We start from the raw sequence: 20,643 nt of genomic DNA, 5'->3' as shown, positions 1-20,643 counted from the left end.
CGCACACCCCCGGAACTGACTCTTGGAGCTGGTCGCGCGGTGCGGGAGGATCATCCGGACCGTCCGCCGAAGGGCCCGTGCCGATGACCTCGCTCCACCCCGCCGCAACCGACCCGTCCCTGCCCGGCCCGCCCGGGGGCAGCGCCGGATCCGCGCCCCCGCACGCTGCGCGCTGCTCCATCGCGACGGCCGCCGAGACCGGCCCGGCCGGCGCTCCGGGCGCCGCCCCGTCCGGCACGGCCGGTGGGCCGCGCCAGGCGGGCGGCTCACGCCACGACTCGGTTCCGCAGCCGCGCGGACGGGAGGACGGCGCGGGGAACGGCGGACCCGCAGCGGGGGGCGAGGCGGCTGCGGACGATCCGACCACCTCACGGCTGCGGGCGGCGCTCGCCGACCGGCTGCGGGCCGCCCGCGCCCAAGGCCGCTCGGTCGCCGACCTGGCGGCCGCGTGCCGGCGACCGGCCACGGAGGTCCGGGCGCTGCTCGGCGAGAGCGCCGAGGACGGCGAGGACGAGGACGGGGACGGCGGGGTCCGTGAGGGCGGGGTCCGTGAGGGCGGCGCGGGCGGCGCGGGCGTTCAGCACCGTGAAGACGTTCCGGGCGGCGAGGCCGAGGCCGTGGGCGGGCGGGCCGGGACCGGGGCAGGCCGGTTCGGTCGACCGGCCGTCGCGCCCGAGGGCGACCGGGCCGTGCCCGTGCTGCGCGCGGCGCGCGAGGAACTCCGGGCCGCCGGATCCCGGCGCCCCGCGCCCTCGCGCCGACTGCGCCGGATGCACCCGCAGGCCGACGCGACCGGGCAGGGGGCGGCCGCATGGGAGACTGCCGCGACCTCCGCCGCTCTCCCGGCCGAGGTCCGGGCGGCAGCCGCACCCGGTTCGGGTGAACCCATCGGAGGCACCGGGGCTGTGACAGCGCCATCGGCCGCCGGCCCCGAGGCGGCGCGGGCCGAGACACCGCTCGGCATCCTGATCGGCGGCAGCCCGAACCAGCCCGAGGCCGTCGGCCGCCCGGAGGAGCGGGCGCCGATCCGGGTGACGGCGGAACCGGTCCGGATCGGCCGCGGCACCAGCCTGATCGTGCTGCCCTCCTGGCGCCCCGCCATCGCCGTCTCGGTGCCGACCGAGCAACTGCTGTCCGCCACCGGGCTCGCCTTCGAGCAGCTGACCGACGCGCAGCTGACCGTGCTGATGAACCCCTGCGCGCTGCACGACCGGGAGCTGGACCTGCACGGCTGGGAATCCGGCCCGGGCGGGCGGGCACGACGCGGCGGGCGCCCGTAGGGGCGTGTGGTCGTAGCAGCGCGCGGGCAGGGCCCGTCGGCAACGGTCGCAGCAGCGCGCGTTCAGGGGCCGCCGGCAACGACCAGGGGACGGCAGCCGGGAGATCGCGGTCGGCCGCGCGTCGGGGAGCGGTCAGCGGGCGGCCGTCAGCGGCTGGCCGGGGCGTTCGGGATGAAGCCGAGGTCGACGGGTACCGGGGGGCGCCCGTCGACGGCCCAGCCCTCGCGGACGGCGGTCAGCAACTCCGGCAGCCGGGGCGGCCAGAGCGCGTCGGCGTTCTCGTCGGCCAGGTCGGCCGGGGTCCACCAGCGCCAGTCGAGGATCCGGTCCTCGGCGTGCACCGCGCTGACATCACCGACCGGACCGCGGTGCGGTCCGCCCGTGAGGTAGATGTGCTCGTGCTGACGGACCGGGGTGCCGTGCCAGGTGAAGTCGTGTTCCCAGGTGCAGAGCAGCGGGCCCGGTTCGAGGTCGCTCCAGCCCGTCTCCTCCCAGAGTTCGCGCCGGGCGCCGGTCCACGGGGTCTCGCCGGGCTCCAGCCCGCCGCCCGGCATGGTCCAGTGGACGCCGACCTCGTCGTTGTCCGAACGGAGCAGGAAGACCGAGCCGTCCTCGTCCAGGACCACCGTGCGAGCCGCCTGCCGGGGGACACGCCTACGGAGTCTCAGCAGATTTCGCATCGGATCACTCTCCCAGCACCCGGCCGGGCCGTCGAGCGGGTTTGACGCGCCGAAAGCCGCCGACGCCGCCCCGCCCGGGCCTTACCCTGACGGCCATGCCCGTACCCGCGATCCTCTTCCCCGCCGACCCGCTCAACCCGCGCCGGCCCGACCCGCACTTCGCCTGGGAGGCCAGGCTGCTGCGGGAGTTGGGTGGCGAGCACCACCTGGTCGACCACGACGCGCTGCTCACCGGGCACGCCGAGCAGGCGGTCCGACGGGTGCCGCAGGACCGGGGTCCGCTCTGGTACCGAGGCTGGATGCTTCCGTCCGCCCGCTACGCCGGCTTCGCCGCCGCGCTCGCCGCGCGCGGCTGCGCCCTGCTGACCAGCCCGGCCGGCTATGCGACGGCACACGAACTGCCGGGCTGGTACGGCGTGTTCGAGGGGGCGACCCCGCCCAGCGCGTGGATCCCCGCCGCCGCTGCCGCGGTGCCCGGGCCGGAAGAGCTGGCGGCCGCCGCGGCCCGGCTCGGCGGGAGCGGGCCGGCGATCGTCAAGGACTATGTGAAGTCGCGCAAGCACGAGTGGCACGAGGCCTGCTACGTCCCCGAGTTGGCCGATCTGGCGAGCGTCGGACGCGTGGTGGCGCGGTTCGTCGAGCTCCAGGGCGAGTTCCTGACCGGCGGGGTGGTACTGCGGCGGTACGAGGAGTTCGAGCCGCTGGCCGACGGGCCGGGCGGCAGCTCGGGTGACGACTCGGGCGAAGGATCGGGCGAAGGATCGGGCGGAGGGCCGGATGGAGGGTCGGATGGAGGGTCGGGCCGTGGGAGCGGGCGGGCCGTGGAGGCGCGGGTGTGGTGGCTGGACGGCGAACCCGTCCTGGTCGGGCCGCACCCCGACGCGCCTCACCACGATGTCGAACCCGACCTCACCGGCGTCCGCCCCCTGGTCCGAATGCTCGGCTGCCGCTTCGTCACCACCGACCTCGCCAACCGGGCCGACGGCTCCGGCTGGCGCGTGGTCGAGGTCGGCGACGGACAGGTCAGCGACCTGCCGCGCGGGATCGACGCCACCGGCCTGCTGGCCTCGCTGATCGCCGCCTGACGATCAGCCTGACAGGCCGCCGGCGACGGTCCGCCAGACTGATCGCGGGCAGTCGGCTACCCGGCGGCGACGGCCTCGACCGCCGGGTGGCCGTCCGCGATGAACGCCTGCCAGAGCCGGGCGTACGTGCCGCCCCGGGCGAGCAGCTCGGTGTGCGTGCCGTCCTCGACCACCCGGCCGTGGTCCAGCACGACGACCCGGTCTGCGCGCTCGGCGGTGGTCAGCCGGTGGGCGATGACCAGCGTGGTGCGGCCGCCGCTGAGGCGGTCCGCGGCCTGGTTGACCGCCGCCTCGGTGGCCAGGTCGAGCGCCGCGGTCGCCTCGTCGAGCAGCAGGACGTCCGGATCGACCAGCTCGGCCCGGGCCAGCGCGATCAACTGCCGCTGGCCGGCCGAGAGGTTGCGGCCGCGACCCGCGACCTCGTGGTCGTAGCCGCCGGACAGCCGGACGATCATGTCGTGCGCGCCGACCGCCCGGGCCGCCGCCTCCACCTCGGCCGGCGAGGCGTCGGGCCGGCCGTACGCGATCGCCTCGCGCACCGTGCCCGCGAACAGGTACGCCTCCTGCGGCACCACGCCCAGCCGGTGGCGGTACTGCGCCAGGTCGAAGCGGGTGAGGTCGACCCCGTCCACCCGCACGGTGCCCTCCGTCGCGTCGTAGAACCGGGCGACCAGCTTCACCAGCGTCGACTTGCCGGCGCCGGTCTCGCCCACCAGCGCCACCGTCTGCCCGGCCGGAATGTGCAGGTCCACACCGGTCAGCACCCTCGGGGCGCCGTCCGCACCACCGTTGTAGGCGAAGCCGACGCCCTCGAAGGAGATCTCGCCGCGCAGCCCCTCGGGCACCGGCACGGGGTCGGCCGCCTCGGCCGTGGCGGTCGGGGTGCGCAGCAGCTCCCGGATCCGGCCGAGACCCACCGAAGCCTGCTGGTAGCCGTCGAACACCTGGGACAGCTGATTGACCGGTGCGAAGAACAGATCGATGTACAGCAGGTACGCGACCAGCGCGCCGACCGTCAGCGTCCCGGCGTCGACCCGGGCCGCGCCCACGATCAGCACCAGCGCGGCGGCCACGCTGGAGAGGAACTGGACGAACGGGAAGTACAGCGAGATGTACAGCTGCGCGCGCACCCGGGCCTCGCGATAGGCGACGCCCCGGGCGACGAAGCGGTCCGTGTTGGTGTCCAAGCGGCGGAAGGCCTGGACGATCCGCATGCCCGCCACGTTCTCCTGGAGGTCGGCGTTGACGGTGCTGATGAGGTCCCGGGACAACTCGTACTGATCCCTGGACTTCCGACGGAACACCAGCGTCGCGATCACCAGCAGCGGCAGCACCGCGAAGACCACCAGGGCCAGGCCGGCGTCGATGATCAGCAGCGCGGCGAAGATCCCGCCGAAGGTCAGCAGGCTGACCACGGCGGTGACCACGCCGGTCTGCAGGAAGGACGTCAGCGAGTCCAGGTCGGTGGTCATCCGGGTCATGATCCGACCGGACAGCTCGCGCTCGTAGTAGTCCAGGCCGAGCCGGTTGAGGTGGGCGAAGATCTTGAGGCGGAGCAGGTAGAGCACCCGCTCACCGGTCCGGCCGCTGACCCGGTTCTCGGCGCTCTGCACCAACCAGTCCAGCAGCACCACCACCAGCGCGGCGAGCGCGGCCACGGCGACCCCGGACATCAGGGCCTTGCTGACTCCCTGGTCGATGCCGTGCCGGATCAGCACCGGCAGCACCAGGCCGGAGGCCGCGTCGAGCGCGACGAGCAGCAGGGCCAAGGCGAGCGGGACGCGGAAGGGGCGCAGCAGGCGGCGGAGGGTGAAGTCCGGGTCACCGGCCTCGGCCTCGGCGCGCGGGACCGCCGGGGAGTCGGCGGCCGGCGGGAGGGCCGCGACCTTGGCCAGCAGGTCAGGGTCGGCGGTGCGGGCCGCCTTGACCAGGGCGGGGGTGGGGAGGTCGGGGGTGGCCGGGGCGGGGGTCTGCGTGGCGACGGGTTCCGGGGTGGGGGGCGAGGCCGGCGTGGGGGTCGGTTCGTGGACAGGCCCGGGGGTGGACCACGCCTCGGTCTGCTCAGGGGCCTGCTGCTCAGGGGCCTGCTGCTCAGGGGTCTGCTGCTCGGGGGCCTGCTGCCCAGCAGGCTGCTCGGGGGTCTGCGGAGAGGCCTGCTCGACGGTCCGCGCGGAGGTCTGCTCGACGGTCTGCGGGGCCTCGGACGACCGGGGTGTGCGGCCGGCCTCGGGGTCGGTGATCAGAGCCCGGTACTGGGGACATCGGGCGTCGAGTTCCTCGTGCGTGCCGATGTCCAGCAGCCGGCCGTGATCCAGGACGGCTATCCGGTCGGCGAGCTGCAGGGTCGAACGGCGGTGGGCGATCAGCAGCGTGGTGCGGCCGGTCATCACCGAGCGCAGCGCGTCGTGGATCTCCGCCTCGACCTGCGGGTCCACTGCCGAGGTGGCATCGTCCAGCAGCAGGATCCGGGGGTCGGTGAGGATCGCCCGGGCCAGCGCGATCCGCTGGCGCTGGCCTCCGGAGAGGGTCAGGCCCTGCTCGCCGACCTTGGTCTCGTAGCCGTCGGGCAGCGCGCGGACGAACTCGTCGGCCTGGGCGGCCCGCGCGGCCGCCACCACCTGCTCGTCCGTGGCGTCCGGACGGCCGTAGGCGATGTTGGTGCGGACCGACTCGGAGAACAGGAAGCTCTCCTCGGGGACGATGCCGACCGCCGACCGGACCGAGTCGAGGGTGAGGTCGCGCAGGTCGTGGCCGTAGAGGCGGACGGCGCCGGCCGCCGGGTCGTAGAAGCGCGGCACCAGCTGCGCCACCGTCGACTTGCCGGAGCCGGAAGCCCCGACCAGGGCGAGGGTCTCGCCGGGGGCCAGCTTCAGGCTGAGGCCGTGCAGGACGGGGGCGGGGTGCTCGGGGTCGTAGCGGAACTCGACCTGGTCGAACTCCAGGGCGACATCAGAGGTTCGGGGGCCTGTGGTGGCGCGGGTGTCTGCGGTGGCGCGGGGGCCTGCGGCGCTGCCTTCGCGGACGCCGGTGGCGGCGCCTTCGCGGGTGCCGTCCCCGGTGAGGTCCAGGGTGAGCGCGTCCGGGCGCTCCTGGACCAGCGGGCGCTCGTCGATCAGCTGGAGGACGCGCTCCACACCGGCCCGGGCCTGCTGGCCGACCGTGATGACCATGGTGAGCATCCGCACCGGCCCGGTCATCTGCGCGACGTAGGTGGAGAAGGCGACGAAGGTCCCGAGCGACACCTGGCCGTCGACGGCCAGCCAGCCGCCGAAGGCCAGCACCGCGACCTGCGCGAGCGCCGGGATGGCCTGCATCGCCGGGTTGTAGCGGGCGTTGAGCCGGATCGACCGGAGCCGGGCGGCGAACAGGTGACGGGAGGCCCGCTCCAGCTTGTCCAGCTCCTGCGCCTCCTGACCGAAGCCCTTGACCACCCGGACGCCGCCGATCGCGCCGTCCACCACGCCCGCGACCGCGGCCGCCTCCTGCTGGGCGGCCCAGGTGGCGGGGAAGAGGCGCTTGCGGCTGAGGACGGTGATCCACCACAGCGCGGGGGCCATCACCAGGGCTATCAAGGTGAGCGGCGGGGAGAGCCAGACCATCACGGCCAGCGACATGACGAACATCACCAGGTAGCCGGTCATCATCGGCAGCATCGAGAGCAGGCCGTTGATCAGCTGGAGGTCGGAGGTCGCGCGCCCGACCACCTGGCCGGTGTCCAGCCGGTCCTGGCGGTGGCCGTCGAGCCGGCCGAGCGAGCGGAACAGGTCGCTGCGCATGTCGTGCTGGACGTCCAGGGCGAGCTGACCGCCGTAGTAGCGGCGGACCTGGGTGCAACCGAAGACGACGACGGCGGCGAGCAGCAGCACCACCGCCCAGGGGACCAGCGAGCGGGTGTGCGCGGTGATGACGTCGTCGATGATCACCTTGGTGACCAGCGGCACCAGCGAGGTGACGGCCATGCCGACGAGCGAGGCGCCGAAGGCGAGCAGCACGCTGCGGCGGGACCGCCAGCAGTAGCCGACCAGGCGGCGCAGCCAGCCGACGGCCTGCGGGTGGTCGCCGTCCGGCTGCGGGTGGTCGCCGTCCAGCTGCGGGCTCGCGCCGGGGTCCGGTGAGCCGCTCGGGGATTGCTCCACCGTGGATCCGTGAGTCTCAGGCATATTTAGGGATGCTAACCATTTCGTCGGGTGGCCGCCATGGCGTTTCCGGCCCGGATGGGGCCGGAGCGGACCGGGCGGCCCACATCGTCCGGTCCGGCGGACTGGCCAACAGCCTGCGGCCTGCGGTGATTCCCGGCCGAACGCGTCCCGGCCGAACGCACACACGGCCCGCCGACCCCGCCCGCCTCCAGGGTCGCCTGACTCCAGGGTCGCGGACGACCCGCCGAAGGCCCAGCGGCCAGGGGCGGGCGGGCGCCATCCTTTGGTCCTAGACCTCCGGTGGCCGTACGCCTCCGGCCTCGGAGCCGGACCGCCGACCCTTGGGCCCGGACCGCCGGGCAGGCCCTCCGGGGGCGCAGGGCTCAGGCCTGCGCGGACACCGACTCCGCCGCCGCTGCGAAGGCGCCGTGGGCGAGGGCGTGCAGCAGGACGGCCATGCCGTCGCGCTGGAGGCCGGAGCGCTCGTCCTGGGCGGGGCCCGGGCCGAGGCTGTGCGGGGTCGAGTTGATCAGGCCGAAGACGGCGTGGACGGCGGCCCTGGCCACCGGTTCGGCGGCGGGGCCCGTCAGCTGCGGATAGGCCTGCCGGACCACGTCCACCCACAGCTCGACGTAGCCGCGCTGGAGCCGGCGGACGGTGCGGCGGTCCTCCTCCTTGAGGTTCAGCAGCTCGCGGTCGTGGAGGGTGATCAGGTCGCGGTCGTCGAGGGCGAAGTCGACGTGGCCGCCGATCAGCGCGTCCAGCGCGGCGGCCGGACCGTCACCGCCGCCCGCCCGGCGCCGCCCCTCCTCCAGCAGGCGCTCGCTGATGCCGATCAGCAGATCGGCGAGCATCGCGTCCTTTCCGGCGAAGTGGCGGTAGAGCCCGGGGCCGCTGATGCCGACGGCCTTGCCGATCTCGTCCACACCCACCCCGAGGAAACCCCGGGCCGCGAAGAGTCGCGCGGCCTCCCGACGGATCTGGTCGCGGCGTGGGAGCGCGGAGGCTGCGGGGACGTTCGGCATGCTGCCCATCGTAGACAGTGGGGTTATCGGCCGTTAACCTGGGCGCGTAAGTTAACGTTAATTAACGTGGGGTCCACGGGCGCACCGCATTCGGCCGCCCACCTGGTGCCGAGGGCAAGGGAGCTCTTGGGAATGGTCATCTCAACCGCCGGTGTACCCACCGGCGTCCATGGCAGCGCAGCGGCCGGCACCACGGCGGCGCCGGGTGCCGTACCGCCGGGAGCCGCTGCTCCCGCGCCCCGGCTCGGCACCGCGGTCGACCCGGGCTCCACCACCTACCGGGCCAACACCGAGGCACACCGGGCCCTCGTCGCCGAGCTGCGCGAGAAGCTCGACGCGGCGGCCCTCGGCGGCGGCGCCAGGGCCCGCGCCCGGCACACGGCGCGCGGCAAGCTGCTCCCCCGCGACCGGGTGGACACCCTGCTCGACCCGGCCTCGCCCTTCCTGGAACTGGCCCCGCTGGCCGCCGACGGGATGTACGACGGGGCGGCGCCCGCGGCCGGGGTGATCGCGGGCATCGGCCGGGTCGCCGGACGCGAGGTGGTGGTGGTCGCCAACGACGCCACCGTCAAGGGCGGCACCTACTACCCGATGACCGTGAAGAAGCACCTGCGCGCCCAGGAGGTCGCGCTGGAGAACCGGCTGCCCTGTGTCTACCTGGTGGACTCCGGCGGCGCCTTCCTCCCCATGCAGGACGAGGTCTTCCCGGACCGCGACCACTTCGGCCGGATCTTCTACAACCAGGCCAGGCTCTCCGCCGCGGGCATCCCGCAGATCGCCGCCGTGCTCGGCTCCTGCACCGCCGGCGGGGCGTACGTCCCGGCGATGAGCGACCAGGCCGTGATCGTCCGCAACCAGGGCACGATCTTCCTGGGCGGGCCGCCGCTGGTGAAGGCCGCCACCGGAGAGGTGGTCACCGCCGAGGAACTGGGCGGTGGTGACCTGCACTCCCGCACCTCGGGGGTGACGGACCACCTGGCCGAGGACGACGCCCACGCCCTCTCCATCGTCCGCACGATCGTGGCCGGGCTCGGCCCGCGCTCGGCCAGGCCGTGGCCGCTCACCCCGGTCGAGCCGCCGGCCGTGGACCCGGTCGGCCTGTACGGGGCCGTCCCGGTCGACCCGCGCACGCCCTACGACGTGCGCGAGGTGATCGCCCGGCTGGTCGACGGCAGCCGGTTCGCCGAGTTCAAGGCCGAGTACGGCGCGACCCTGGTCACCGGATTCGCCCGGATCCACGGCCACCCCGTCGGCATCGTCGCCAACAACGGCGTGCTGTTCTCCGAGTCGGCCCTCAAGGGCGCCCACTTCATCGAGTTGTGCGACCAGCGCGGCATCCCCCTCCTCTTCCTACAGAACATCACCGGGTTCATGGTCGGCCGGCAGTACGAGGCGGGCGGCATCGCCAAGCACGGCGCCAAGATGGTCAACGCCGTCGCCAGCACCCGCGTCCCGAAGCTGACCGTGGTGATCGGCGGCTCGTACGGAGCCGGCAACTACTCGATGTGCGGCCGGGCCTATTCACCTCGCTTCCTGTGGATGTGGCCGGGCTCGAAGATCTCCGTGATGGGCGGCGAGCAGGCGGCGTCCGTCCTCGCCACCGTCCGCCGCGACCAACTGGAGGCCCACGGCGAGCAGTGGCCGGCCGAGGCGGAGGAGGAGTTCAAGCGCCCCGTCCGCGAGCAGTACGAGCGCCAGGGCAACGCCTACTACGCCACCGCCCGCCTCTGGGATGACGGCGTGATCGACCCGATGGACACCCGCACCGTCGTCGGCCTCGCCCTCACCGCCTGCGCCAACGCCCCGCTTCCGCCGCCCGGCCCGTACGGGGTCTTCCGGATGTGACCCCGCCCCGGCGGGTGTGACCCGCCCCTCCCACGCGACCTCTCCTCTCCTGTCGGTGTGACCCCGCTCCTGCGGGCGTGACTCCCGCGGCGCCGGCGCACCGCCCGGACCGGCGCCCTCCCCTCCCCGCCGCCACTTCGCCGCCACCTCCTTCGTACGGCTCCCCTCGACCCGGAGGAACGCCTCCCATGTTCGACACAGTTCTGGTCGCCAACCGCGGCGAGATCGCCCTCCGGGTGATCCGCACCCTGCGGCGGCTCGGCGTGCGCTCGGTCGCCGTGTTCAGCGACGCCGACGCCGACGCGCCGCACGTCCGCGAGGCCGACATCGCCGTCCGGCTCGGCCCCGCCGACCGCAGCGACAGCTCGGCGGCCGAGACCTACCTGCGCACCGACCAGATCCTCGCCGCCGCCCGCCGCACCGGGGCCCAGGCCGTGCACCCCGGTTACGGCTTCCTCGCCGAGAACGCCGGCTTCGCCCGCGCCTGCGCCGACGCCGGCCTCGTCTTCATCGGACCTCCTCCCGGTGCGGTCGAGCTGATGGGTGACAAGATCAACGCCAAGGAAGCCGTCCGAACCGCCGGCGTTCCGGTGGTCCCCGGCAGCCAGGCCACCGCGCCCACCGACGGGGAACTCCTCGCCGCCGCCGAGGAGATCGGCTACCCCGTCCTGCTCAAGCCGTCCGCCGGAGGCGGCGGCAAGGGTATGCGCCTCGTGCGGGACCGCGCCGACCTGCCCACCGAGATCGCCGCCGCCCGCCGCGTCGCCCGGACCGCCTTCGGCGACGACACCCTGCTGCTGGAACGCTGGGTCGACCGGCCGCGCCACATCGAGGTGCAGGTGCTCGCCGACGCCCACGGCACCACCGTCCACCTCGGCGAGCGCGAATGCAGCCTCCAGCGCCGCCATCAGAAACTGATCGAAGAAGCCCCCTCCGTTCTGCTCAATGCCGAGACCCGCGCCGCGATGGGCGCCGCAGCCGTCCGCGCCGCGGAGTCCTGCGGCTACACCGGGGCCGGCACCGTGGAATTCATCGTTCCCGGCATCGACCCGGACTCCCCCGCCACCGCCTCCACCGAGGGGGTACGGGACTTCTTCTTCATGGAGATGAACACCCGCCTCCAGGTCGAACACCCCGTCACCGAACTCGCCGTCGCCGTCGGCGATGATTCAGCCCGACTCGACCTGGTCGAGTGGCAGCTGCGGATCGCCTCGGGCGAACGGCTCTCCTTCGATCAGTCCGACATCTCCTTCCTGGGCCACGCCATCGAGGCCCGGATCTGCGCCGAGGACCCGGAACGGGACTTCCTGCCCACCGGCGGCCGCATCCTCGTCCTGGACGAGCCCCAGGGCGAGGGCGTGCGCGTCGACTCCGGAGTCGCCCCCGGATCCGTCGTCACCAGCGCCTACGACCCGATGCTCGCCAAGGTCATCGCGTACGGGCCCGACCGCCCGACCGCGCTGCGCCGGCTCCGCGCCGCGCTGGCCGATACCCGCATCCTCGGCGTCACCACCAACACCGGCTTCCTGCGACGGCTGCTCGCACACCCCGAGGTCGTCGCCGGCCGACTGGACACCGGCCTGGTGGAACAGACGGCCCAACAGCAGCCCGCCCTGCTCGCCTCGCCGTACTCCCCGGCGAACGCGCCGAGCGGCGCGAACGAGACCGGCGAGGCCGACAAGGCCAACGAGGCCGATGACGCGCACGAGGCCGATGCCACAACTGCCGACCCGCTGACGGCCGAGACGCCACCACCTGCCCACCTCCTCTACTACGCGGCCGCGCTGGCGCGGCACCTGGACCTCACCCCGGCCGCCGACCCCGGCGGCTGGACCGACCCCTTCTCCCTTCCCTCCGGCTGGCGCCTGAGCGGCACCCCCGCCTGGACCACCCACCGACTCCGTACCCCCGGCCAGGATCCGGTCTCGGTGCGCATCCGTTCGATCACTGCGGGCAACGTAGCCGATGCCACTGACAATCCCGCCGAGCTCACCCGCGAGGTCGAGCTCCGGCTCGGCGCCGGGCCCGTCCACCGTGCCCGCGCGACCCGGACCGCCGACCGGCTGCACCTGACCGTCGACGGCCTGCAGACCACGTTCGCGCTGGCCACCGACGCCGCTCCCGGCCTCGCCGCCGGCCCGGTGACCTGGCTCGGCGTCGAGGGCGACGCCTGGTCGCTGCACGCCCACGACCCGGTGGGCGAGCGCGCCGCCGGAACCGCCGCCCACCACGGCGCCCTGACCGCCCCGATGCCCGGCACCGTCACCGTCGTCAAGACCACGACGGGCGATACGGTCCGCAAGGGCCAGCCCCTGCTCGTGCTGGAGGCCATGAAGATGGAACACGTGATCGCCGCCCCGCACGACGGTGTCGTGGCCGAGCTGCGGGCCACCGCCGGCGCCACCGTCGCGATGGAGGAACTACTGGTCGTGGTCGCCCCGGCCGGGGACGGCGCCGACGAGCAGGGCGCCCCCGCGGCCGCCGGGGTGCGGTCATGACCGCACCCGCCCGCGAGCCCGACGCGCTGGACCTGGGCCTGCCCGACCCCGTCCGCGCCCCCGGCCTGCCCGAGGAGGTCCGGATCCACGAGGTCGGACCGCGCGACGGGCTGCAGAACGAGGGCTCCCTGGTGCCCGTGGAGGTCAAGGCGGAGTTCATCGCCCGGCTCGCGGCCGCCGGGCTGCGCACCGTCGAGGCCACCAGCTTCGTCCACCCGAAATGGGTCCCTCAGCTGGCCGACGCCGAGGAGCTGATGCCCCGGCTCACCGACCTGCCGGAGCGCCACCCCGGCCTTCGGCTGCCGGTACTGGTGCCCAACGAACGCGGCCTCGACCGGGCGCTCGCCCACCACGCCACCGACGTCGCGGTGTTCGCCAGCGCCACCGAGACCTTCGCCCGCCGCAACCTCAACCGCTCGGCGGACGAGGCGATGGCCATGTTCCGCCCGGTCGTGGCGCGGGCGACCGAGGCCGGGCTGGCGGTCCGCGGCTACCTCTCGATGTGCTTCGGAGACCCCTGGGAGGGTCCGGTCCCGGTCTCCCAGGTGGTCGCGTACGGCGTGCGGCTGCTGGAGCTGGGCTGCGCGGAGCTGAGCCTCGGCGACACCATCGGCGTGGCCACCCCCGGGCAGGTCGGCGCCCTGCTGGCCGGCTTCGCGCGGGCCGGGGTGCCGGCCGACCGGCTCGCCGTGCACTTCCACGACACCTACGGCCAGGCGCTCAGCAACACCCTGACGGCCCTGCGCGAGGGGGTCACCACGGTGGACGCGTCGGCGGGCGGCCTCGGCGGCTGCCCGTACGCGAAGAGCGCCACCGGCAACCTGGCCACCGAGGACCTGGTGTGGATGCTGCACGGGCTCGGCATCCGGACCGGGGTCGACCTGCGCGCGCTGGTCGCCACCAGCGGGTGGATGGCCGAGCGGCTCGGCCGTCCGAGCCCGTCCCGCACCGTCCAGGCGCTGCTCGGCGCCGCCCGGGGCTGACCCCGCCCCGCCACCGCTCCCCGGTGCCGGCCGCGCGGAATCCCGGCCGCGGCCGGCACCGGGCACCACGTTCATCGCCCAACCACACCGTGCGACCGTCACACCGTCAGACGGGCGCCGGTCGTCCCGCTCACGCCCGCGGCCACCCCGGCCGGGCTCCAGGAGGATCACCGTGTTCGACCACCGGCTCAGCAGCGAGTACGAGGAACTGCGACGCACCGTCGCCGAGTTCGCCCAGGACGTGGTGGCGCCGAAGATCGGCGGGTTCTACGAGCGGGAGGAGTTCCCCTACGAGATCGTCCGCGAGATGGGGCGCATGGGCCTGTTCGGCCTGCCCTTCCCGGAGGAGTACGGCGGCATGGGCGGCGACTACTTCGCGCTGGGCATCGCCCTGGAGGAACTCGCCCGGGTCGACTCCTCGGTGGCGATCACCCTGGAGGCGGCCGTCTCGCTCGGCGCGATGCCGATCCACCGGTTCGGAACGGAGGAGCAGAAGCGCGAGTGGCTGCCCCGGCTGACCTCCGGCGAACTCCTCGGCGCCTTCGGTCTGACCGAGCCCGAGGGCGGCTCGGACGCCGGCGCGACCCGCACGACCGCGCGGTACGACGAGACCACCGACGAGTGGGTCATCAACGGCACCAAGTGCTTCATCACCAACTCCGGCACGGACATCACCGGTCTGGTCACCGTCACCGCACTCACGGAACCGATCGCTCGTTCGAGTGAAGAAGGCGAATTCCGCTCGCCAACGCGCGAAATCTCTTCCATTATCGTGCCCACCGGGACCCCGGGGTTCCAGGTATCGAAGAAGTACTCGAAGGTCGGGTGGAACGCATCCGACACCCGCGAACTGTCCTTTACCGACTGCCGCGTTCCCGCGGCCAACCTGCTGGGCGAGCGCGGCCGAGGCTACGCCCAGTTCCTGCGGATCCTCGACGAGGGCCGCATCGCGATCGCGGCCCTGGCCACCGGCCTGGCCCAGGGATGCGTCGACGAGTCCGTCAAATACGCCGGCACACGCCGGGCCTTCGGTCGGCCGATCGGCGCCAACCAGGCCATCCAGTTCAAGCTCGCCGACATGGAGCTGCGCGCCCACACCTCTCGCCTGGCCTGGCGGGACGCCGCCTCCCGGCTGCTGCACGGCGAACCGTTCAAGAAGGAGGCCGCGATCGCGAAGCTGTACTCGTCCGAGGCCGCCGTCGACAACGCCCGCGAGGCGACCCAGATCCACGGCGGGTACGGCTTCATGAACGAGTTCCCGGTCGCCCGCTTCTGGCGCGACTGCAAGATCCTGGAAATCGGGGAGGGCACATCGGAGGTTCAGCGCATGCTCATCGCCCGGGAGATCGGCGCCGGGTTCTGATCCGGCCCCACCGGAGCAACTACCCGCTCCTCAGGCGACATTGAGGAGCCCCCGACGCAGAGGAGCGGGCCTACGTCGGCGGGGCGGTCGACGCCAGTAGCGGCCGACACCATCGGCCGACAACGGGGAGACGCCTCCGGGGGCGCGGACACGCCACGCCCGACGGAGCGTCAGGGGATCACGATCACTGGGCGGTTGGCCCGCCGCGCCAGCCGCCCGGAGACCGAGCCGAAGATCTTGCCGAGCAGGCCGTGCGTCGTGCCGACGACGATCGCGTCGGCGGCGTACTCGCGGCCGACCTCCTCGATCTCGTGGCAGATGTCGCCGCCCCGCTCGATCAGGATCCACGGCACCCCGGTGAGGAAGTCCGCGCAGGCGAGCTCCAAGCCCAGGACCTCGGTCCGGTGGTCGGGGAGGTCGACGAAGACGGGAGGTTCACAGCCTGCCCAGACAGTGGCGGGCAGGCGGTTGGCGACGTGCACGATCACCAGGCCGCACTGCGAACGGCGCGCCATGCCCACCGCGTACGCGAGGGCGCGCTCGCTCGACAGGGAGCCATCGAAGCCGACGACCACGCCGTGCTGGAAGACCGGGTCGAGGGAGCGTGCGGACGCGTCCCGGGCCGTCGACTCGGTGTGCGCGCCGGGCAGGCCGGACGCCTCCGGGCGCTCGGCGCCCGGGCCCAGGCGGCCCGTCACCGGAGAACCTGCGGGGTCGGCCGGGTGCCCGCCACGCCGCTGGCGAGGCCCTGGACGGTCGTGCCGGGCGAGGCCGCCCCGTCGGACCAGGCCGCACAGAGCGCGCACGAGGCCCCGGGGAGCGCCCGGCTCCAGGCCTGCTTCCTCGGCGCCCGGGATGAGATCGGCGGTACCAGCGACGCCCGAGGTGCCAGCCGGTTCGTCGGCTTCGTCGGCTCGCTGGGCGGCGGCGTCGCCAACCCGCTCACCGACAACCCGCTCGCCGGCGTGCTCGTCGACACGATCATCAGCCCGCCCGCCCCCACGCTCACCCCCGTGCTCGTCGGCCGGTACGCAGCACGGCTCGTCGGCCTGGGCGTCGACCTGGCCATCGGCCTGCCTGCTGGCGGGCAGACGACCCGATGCATCGGCGTGGCCGTCGGCTGGAGCGAGGTCCGCGCGGCCGCCGTCGTCCCCGGTGTCCGCGCCCGCGTTGCGGGGCGCGTCCGGCTCCACCGGTCGGAAGGACTCAAAACCAGCCATGGCTCACGGCTCTTCATGGGAGAGGGGCCGACAGGAGAGGACAACGCCGCCCGGGCAGCAGGCCCGCCCACGGGATGACGTCGGTCTGCGCCGCGCAGCACCGTATGTGACCTGTTCCTTTCAGAGTACGACGGGTGTGAGGCCCAGCCCAGCGGTGAGGCCTCGGAGCGGCATTGTTCCCGCGAAAGGAGGATGCGCCCGCCGTCGGCAGTGCGCCCTGCCCGCAGGCCACGCGCCCCCTCCAGAAAGGAGGTTCCCTGGAGCTTGACTGAGCGGACCGGGCGACGCAACAGGCCTGCCGGACACCGTGACCGGACTGTCATGGATCGGCGACGATCCGTTGCGACACGTCGCGAACCGTCACGTCCCGCCAGCCTCAGCCGGCCCGCCCGGACCCACCCGTACGCCAGGTTCTGGAACCCGTTTCAGCCACTACGTACGGCTTCGCGACGCGGTCTGGCATTTGCCAGGTGCATAGGCGCGGCCGCTGGCACCATGCTCGGCATGCCCCTGCTCCTGTTCGACCTCGACAACACGCTGCTCCCCAGGGACGCCGCTTTCCGGGCCTGGGCTCAGGATTTCCTGTCCGAGCGCGACCTGCCGCCCGGAGACCTCGACTGGTTCGTCACCCTCGACGGCGGCGGCTACGTGCCGCGCAGCACCGTACTGTCCGCCGTCCGGCGCCGCTACGGGTTGGACGTCTCCGTCGAGTTCCTGCTCGCCCACTACCGACGCGGCATCAACTCCCATATCCACTGCCCGCCCGGACACGTCGACGCGCTGCGGGCGGCACGGGCGGCCGGGTGGACGCTCGGCATCGTCAGCAACGGCGGCACCCGGCCGCAGTTGGAGAAGATCCGGCTGACCGGGCTGGGGCCGTTGGTCGACGGCTGGGTCATCTCCGAGGAGGCCGACTGCGTCAAACCGGATCCGCTGATCTTCGAGATAGCCGCCCAGCGGTGCGGCGTCGCACCCACCGGGACGTGGGCCGCGCACACCTGGATGGTCGGGGACCACGCGCCCGCGGACATCGCCGGCGCCGAACTGGCCGGCCTGCGCAGCGTCTGGCTGCACCACGGCCGGCCCTGGGCCGAGAGCGGCTACCGGCCGACGCTGAAGGCGGCCGGCCTGCCGGAGGCCGTCGGCCAGGTGCTCGCCGCACGCGGCGCGCCGTCGGCCAGGCCGGGCCTGCGCGCGGGTGGGCCGGTCCAGCGGCGGTCCGCCGGGGTGCCGGTGCGCGCGGGGGCCCTCACCGGCGCGCAGACCAGCGCACAGCTGACGGAATCCGCCCCTGACGGCCCGTTCACGCCTGCCGCCGTGAACGCCGGAGCGGCGAGTGCCCCCGATGGTTCGACGGCGGGGTCGGATGTCCGAAACCGCACCGGCGAGTTTGCCGTGGTCGCCAACAGCCGTCCTGGCCTGATCCCCGGCGCGGGCCAGGCGACGGACCGCGGGTCGAGCGTGCTGCGCCCCGTCGCGGTGGCGCGCCCAACGGCCGTCCGCACGGCGGCGGATGGGGTCGGGCCCGCGCGGACCACGTTCGCCGTGGCACCGGCGGCGGCCGCCCCGTAGCGCCCTGCTTGAAGGCGCCACCTCGCGCACCCCGCCCCACACGCCCTTCACGCACCCCACCGCACCGCACCGCACCGCACTCCACCCAACCGCACCGCACCGCACCGCAACCAGCGACCCGCCCCGCACCTGGCGACGACCCGCCGCGGGGCGGCCCGGCCGTCAGCCGTGCGCGGAGGTCCGGGTCCACCAGCAGGTGCGGGCCTGCTCGGTGAACCCGAGCTTGCGGTAGAGCGGTTCGCCGAGCGAGGTGGCGACCAGGGTGGCCGGGCGATCGGGGTGCGCATGGGCCAGGGCGGTCTGGAGCACGGCGCGGGCCACGCCCTGGCCGCGCCGGCTGGGCAGGGTGGCGACCCAGTACACCCCGGTGGCCTGGCCGTCGTCGTAGGTGAGGCAGGTGCCGGCGGTGGCGCCGTCGACGCGGCCCAGCCAGGCCCGGAGCCCCGGTTCGCGCAGGAGCTGTTCCGGCAGCGCGTCGCCACGGGTCCAGGGCTGCCGGGCGGGCAGCGGGAAGCCGTCCACGATCGCACGCTCGACCTGCGCGAACGCATCGCCGTCCAGCGCCTCATCGACCGTCAGGGATCCTCCGTGGTAAGCCTCCGAGCGGAAGGGGAGGACGGCCGGGACGCCGTCGACCGGGCCGGGTTCACGGGTCATCACCGGCATGACCGGCATCCGGGTGGCGCCGAACCGGGTCAGGTCGAGTGCGCCGTACGGGTCCTCCAGGGTGAAGCAGATGGTTTCCCACTCCTTCAGGAGGTCCGCCAATTCACCTTCCACCAGCGCTGGTTCGATATACGGACCGGTGACCACGAAGCGGTGCGAGTCCTCCGGGGTGCGGGCGCAGCGGACCGCCGTCAAGCCCGGGCGGGTGCGGAACCGCCAGCCGTGCACGCGGGCTTGGGCGAGCCAGAAGGCGGCGGCGTTGTCGTTGGCCTGTTCGAGCCGGCTGTTGGTGTTCACGGCAGGACGGTAACCCGGACGTCACGCCCAGGTTTCGCCGCCCCGGCCCTGGCCGGATGAAGCCTGGGAGGCGCACGAGCTCATTTCGTGCGCCCTCTCGTGCACCGCCGATTTTCGGTCAATTTCGCGCCAATCCCTCCCGCTTGGGCAAATCCGCAGCCCAGACCCGCCGACCGGGCGCGCGCGGGCCGGACGCCCCAGGAGCGGCCCCGCGACAACCAGCCACCGTTACACCGGCCCTCTTCCCAGAAGGGTCGACGGGTGCCACGCTTCGTGATCGAATGCATCACGCCAAATTGCCATGTCGACATAGCGTCGGATGGTGAACTTGTCACAACGGCAATGGTCAACCCGATAGATTTCGATCTTGGCGAGCAGTGCCGCACCACCCACACCACACCACCGAGGGGGCTTGAGCGCCTTGAGCAGGGTGAGCAGGAGCGACGCGGGTCCTGACAGCGGCCAGGCGGCGGCCGGTATCGCGGCTCGGTCCGCGAGAAGCACCGGCACCTCCGCGACCGCCGCCACCACCCGCAACTCCGGCACCCCGGGCGCCGCCTCGCACTCCTCGTACCCCACAGTGCCCTCCACCGGCACGGCCGCCACCGGCACCCCGGCGGCGGCCGCAGAGCACAGCGGAGCGGCACACGGCGGGCAGGCGTACGGCGGTCCCGCGTACGGCGGGCAGGCATACGGCGGAGCAGTGCACGGCGGCCAGCAGTCGCACTCCGGACAGGCCGTCAGCCGAGGCACCGTCAGCCCGGCGCAGGCCTACGGCGCCGACTTCCCGGCCTACCCCGGCTACCCGGGGACGGGCGCGACGAACGGCGCGATCGGAGCGAACGGCACTCCTGGCCTGAACGGCGCCCCCACCAACTCCCTGGGCGGCCCGCTCGCCGGCCTCCCCCTGGGCTCCCCCGGCCACGGCCCGCTGGGCCACGGCGGTGGCCCGGGCGCGAACGGCTCGTCGACCCCGATGACGGTCTCCGCCCCGCGCAAGCTCTCCGGCCGCCGCCGCCGGGAGACCGTCGCGGTGCTGATCTTCGGCGGCGCCCCGATCTTCGAGAGCTCGATCCCGCTGTCCGTCTTCGGCGTCGACCGCCAGGACGCCGGGGTACCGCGCTACCGGCTGCTGGTCTGCGCCGGCGAGGACGGCCCGCTCGCCACCACCGGCGGCCTCACCCTCTCCGCTCCGTACGGTCTGGAGGCCCTCGCCCGGGCCGGCACGATCGTCGTACCGGCCTGGCGCTCGATCTCGCAGCCCCCGCCGGTCGAGGCGATCACCGCCCTGCGCAAGGCCCACCACGAGGGCGCGCGGATCATCGGGCTCTGCACCGGCGCCTTCGTCCTGGCCGCCGCCGGCCTGCTCGACGGCCGTCCGGCGACCACCCACTGGATGTACGCACCGACGCTGGCCAAGCGCTACCCCCGGGTGCACGTGGACCCGCGCGAGCTCTTCGTCGACGACGGCGACGTGCTCACCTCCGCCGGCACCGCCGCCGGCATCGACCTGTGCCTGCACGTGGTGCGCAGCGACCACGGCGCCGAGGCGGCCAACGCGCTGGCCCGCCGCCTGGTGGTCCCGAGCCGTCGCAGCGGCGGCGGACAGGCCCAGTACATCGATCAGTCTTTACCGGAGGAGATCGGCAACGACCCGCTGGCCGAGGTGGTCACCTGGGCGTTGGAGAACCTCAACCAGCAGTTCGACGTCGAGGTGCTGGCGGCCCGCGCGTACATGAGCCGACGCACCTTCGACCGGCGGTTCCGCACGCTCACCGGCAGCGCGCCGCTGCAGTGGCTGATCACCCAGCGGGTGCTCCAGGCGCAGCGGCTGCTGGAGACCTCGGAGCTGTCGGTGGACGACGTCGCCCGCCGGTGCGGGTTCCGTTCGCCGGTGGCGCTGCGCGGGCACTTCCGCCGCCAGCTCGGGGTCTCGCCGGCCGCGTACCGGACCAGCTACCGGGCGCGCCGGCCCGGGCCGCAGTCGGCG

Annotated in this window: 13 protein-coding genes and 1 pseudogene; 9 read left to right on the top strand and 5 right to left on the bottom strand. The window is 73.9% G+C overall.

What is annotated here, in order from left to right:
• Positions 1-83: 83 nt before the first annotated feature.
• Positions 84-1,280 carry a hypothetical protein gene (locus AB0P03_RS09325; protein WP_363628185.1) on the top strand — a complete coding sequence of 399 codons (1,197 nt, stop codon included), beginning with the start codon at positions 84-86 and terminating at the stop codon, positions 1,278-1,280.
• Positions 1,281-1,426: 146 nt separating this feature from the next.
• On the opposite strand, the gene AB0P03_RS09320 is transcribed toward AB0P03_RS09325, so the two are convergent.
• Positions 1,427-1,960 (bottom strand): NUDIX domain-containing protein, encoded by a 534-nt coding sequence (locus AB0P03_RS09320; protein WP_363583542.1) that lies wholly within the window; start codon positions 1,958-1,960, stop codon positions 1,427-1,429.
• A gap of 95 nt (positions 1,961-2,055) precedes the next feature.
• Here AB0P03_RS09320 and AB0P03_RS09315 point away from each other — a divergent pair, with 95 nt between their 5' ends.
• Positions 2,056-3,045 (top strand): ATP-grasp domain-containing protein, encoded by a 990-nt coding sequence (locus AB0P03_RS09315; RefSeq protein WP_363628183.1) that lies wholly within the window; start codon positions 2,056-2,058, stop codon positions 3,043-3,045.
• 56 nt (positions 3,046-3,101) lie between these two features.
• Here the strand turns inward: AB0P03_RS09315 and AB0P03_RS09310 are convergent, their stop codons facing one another.
• A complete protein-coding gene (locus AB0P03_RS09310) occupies positions 3,102-7,205 on the bottom strand; it encodes an ABC transporter transmembrane domain-containing protein (RefSeq protein ID WP_363628181.1) in 4,104 nt (1,367 codons plus the stop codon).
• A 362-nt stretch (positions 7,206-7,567) separates the two neighbouring features.
• Complete coding sequence (locus AB0P03_RS09305) at positions 7,568-8,209, bottom strand: TetR/AcrR family transcriptional regulator (RefSeq protein ID WP_363583548.1); 642 nt, start codon at positions 8,207-8,209, stop codon at positions 7,568-7,570.
• A 132-nt stretch (positions 8,210-8,341) separates the two neighbouring features.
• Between AB0P03_RS09305 and AB0P03_RS09300 the strand changes: the two genes are divergently transcribed.
• The 4 genes from AB0P03_RS09300 (at position 8,342) to AB0P03_RS09285 (ending at position 14,898) form a co-directional block, all read left to right on the top strand.
• Entirely contained in the window at positions 8,342-10,054 is a 1,713-nt protein-coding gene (locus AB0P03_RS09300) for a carboxyl transferase domain-containing protein (RefSeq protein WP_363583550.1), read from the top strand.
• Positions 10,055-10,242: 188 nt separating this feature from the next.
• Positions 10,243-12,552, top strand: coding sequence for a biotin carboxylase N-terminal domain-containing protein (locus AB0P03_RS09295; RefSeq protein WP_363628179.1), 2,310 nt, complete (start codon positions 10,243-10,245; stop codon positions 12,550-12,552).
• Complete coding sequence (locus AB0P03_RS09290) at positions 12,549-13,535, top strand: hydroxymethylglutaryl-CoA lyase (RefSeq protein ID WP_363628177.1); 987 nt, start codon at positions 12,549-12,551, stop codon at positions 13,533-13,535. The genes AB0P03_RS09295 and AB0P03_RS09290 overlap by 4 nt, the downstream gene beginning before the upstream one ends.
• Positions 13,536-13,707: 172 nt before the next feature.
• Positions 13,708-14,898: an acyl-CoA dehydrogenase family protein gene (locus tag AB0P03_RS09285; protein ID WP_063349303.1), complete on the top strand. Its 1,191-nt coding sequence runs from the start codon at positions 13,708-13,710 to the stop codon at positions 14,896-14,898.
• A 170-nt stretch (positions 14,899-15,068) separates the two neighbouring features.
• Here AB0P03_RS09285 and AB0P03_RS09280 read toward each other — a convergent pair whose 3' ends face one another.
• Positions 15,069-15,548: a universal stress protein gene (locus AB0P03_RS09280; RefSeq protein WP_063351389.1), complete on the bottom strand. Its 480-nt coding sequence runs from the start codon at positions 15,546-15,548 to the stop codon at positions 15,069-15,071.
• A 72-nt stretch (positions 15,549-15,620) separates the two neighbouring features.
• Between AB0P03_RS09280 and AB0P03_RS09275 the strand changes: the two genes are divergently transcribed.
• Positions 15,621-16,196 (top strand): hypothetical protein, encoded by a 576-nt coding sequence (locus AB0P03_RS09275; RefSeq protein WP_363628175.1) that lies wholly within the window; start codon positions 15,621-15,623, stop codon positions 16,194-16,196.
• Between the two features lie 426 nt (positions 16,197-16,622).
• Complete coding sequence (locus AB0P03_RS09270) at positions 16,623-17,690, top strand: HAD family hydrolase (protein ID WP_363628173.1); 1,068 nt, start codon at positions 16,623-16,625, stop codon at positions 17,688-17,690.
• 162 nt (positions 17,691-17,852) lie between these two features.
• Here the strand turns inward: AB0P03_RS09270 and AB0P03_RS09265 are convergent, their stop codons facing one another.
• Entirely contained in the window at positions 17,853-18,653 is an 801-nt protein-coding gene (locus tag AB0P03_RS09265; RefSeq protein WP_363628171.1) for a GNAT family N-acetyltransferase, read from the bottom strand.
• 976 nt (positions 18,654-19,629) lie between these two features.
• Between AB0P03_RS09265 and AB0P03_RS09260 the strand changes: the two are divergent.
• A pseudogene (locus AB0P03_RS09260) lies at positions 19,630-20,628 on the top strand (helix-turn-helix domain-containing protein); the annotation flags it as partial.
• Positions 20,629-20,643: the final 15 nt, after the last annotated feature.

The organism is Kitasatospora sp. NPDC088779 (genome assembly GCF_040685395.1).
Lineage (GTDB): Bacteria > Actinomycetota > Actinomycetes > Streptomycetales > Streptomycetaceae > Kitasatospora.
This window is presented reverse-complemented; position numbering and strand designations above follow the sequence as displayed.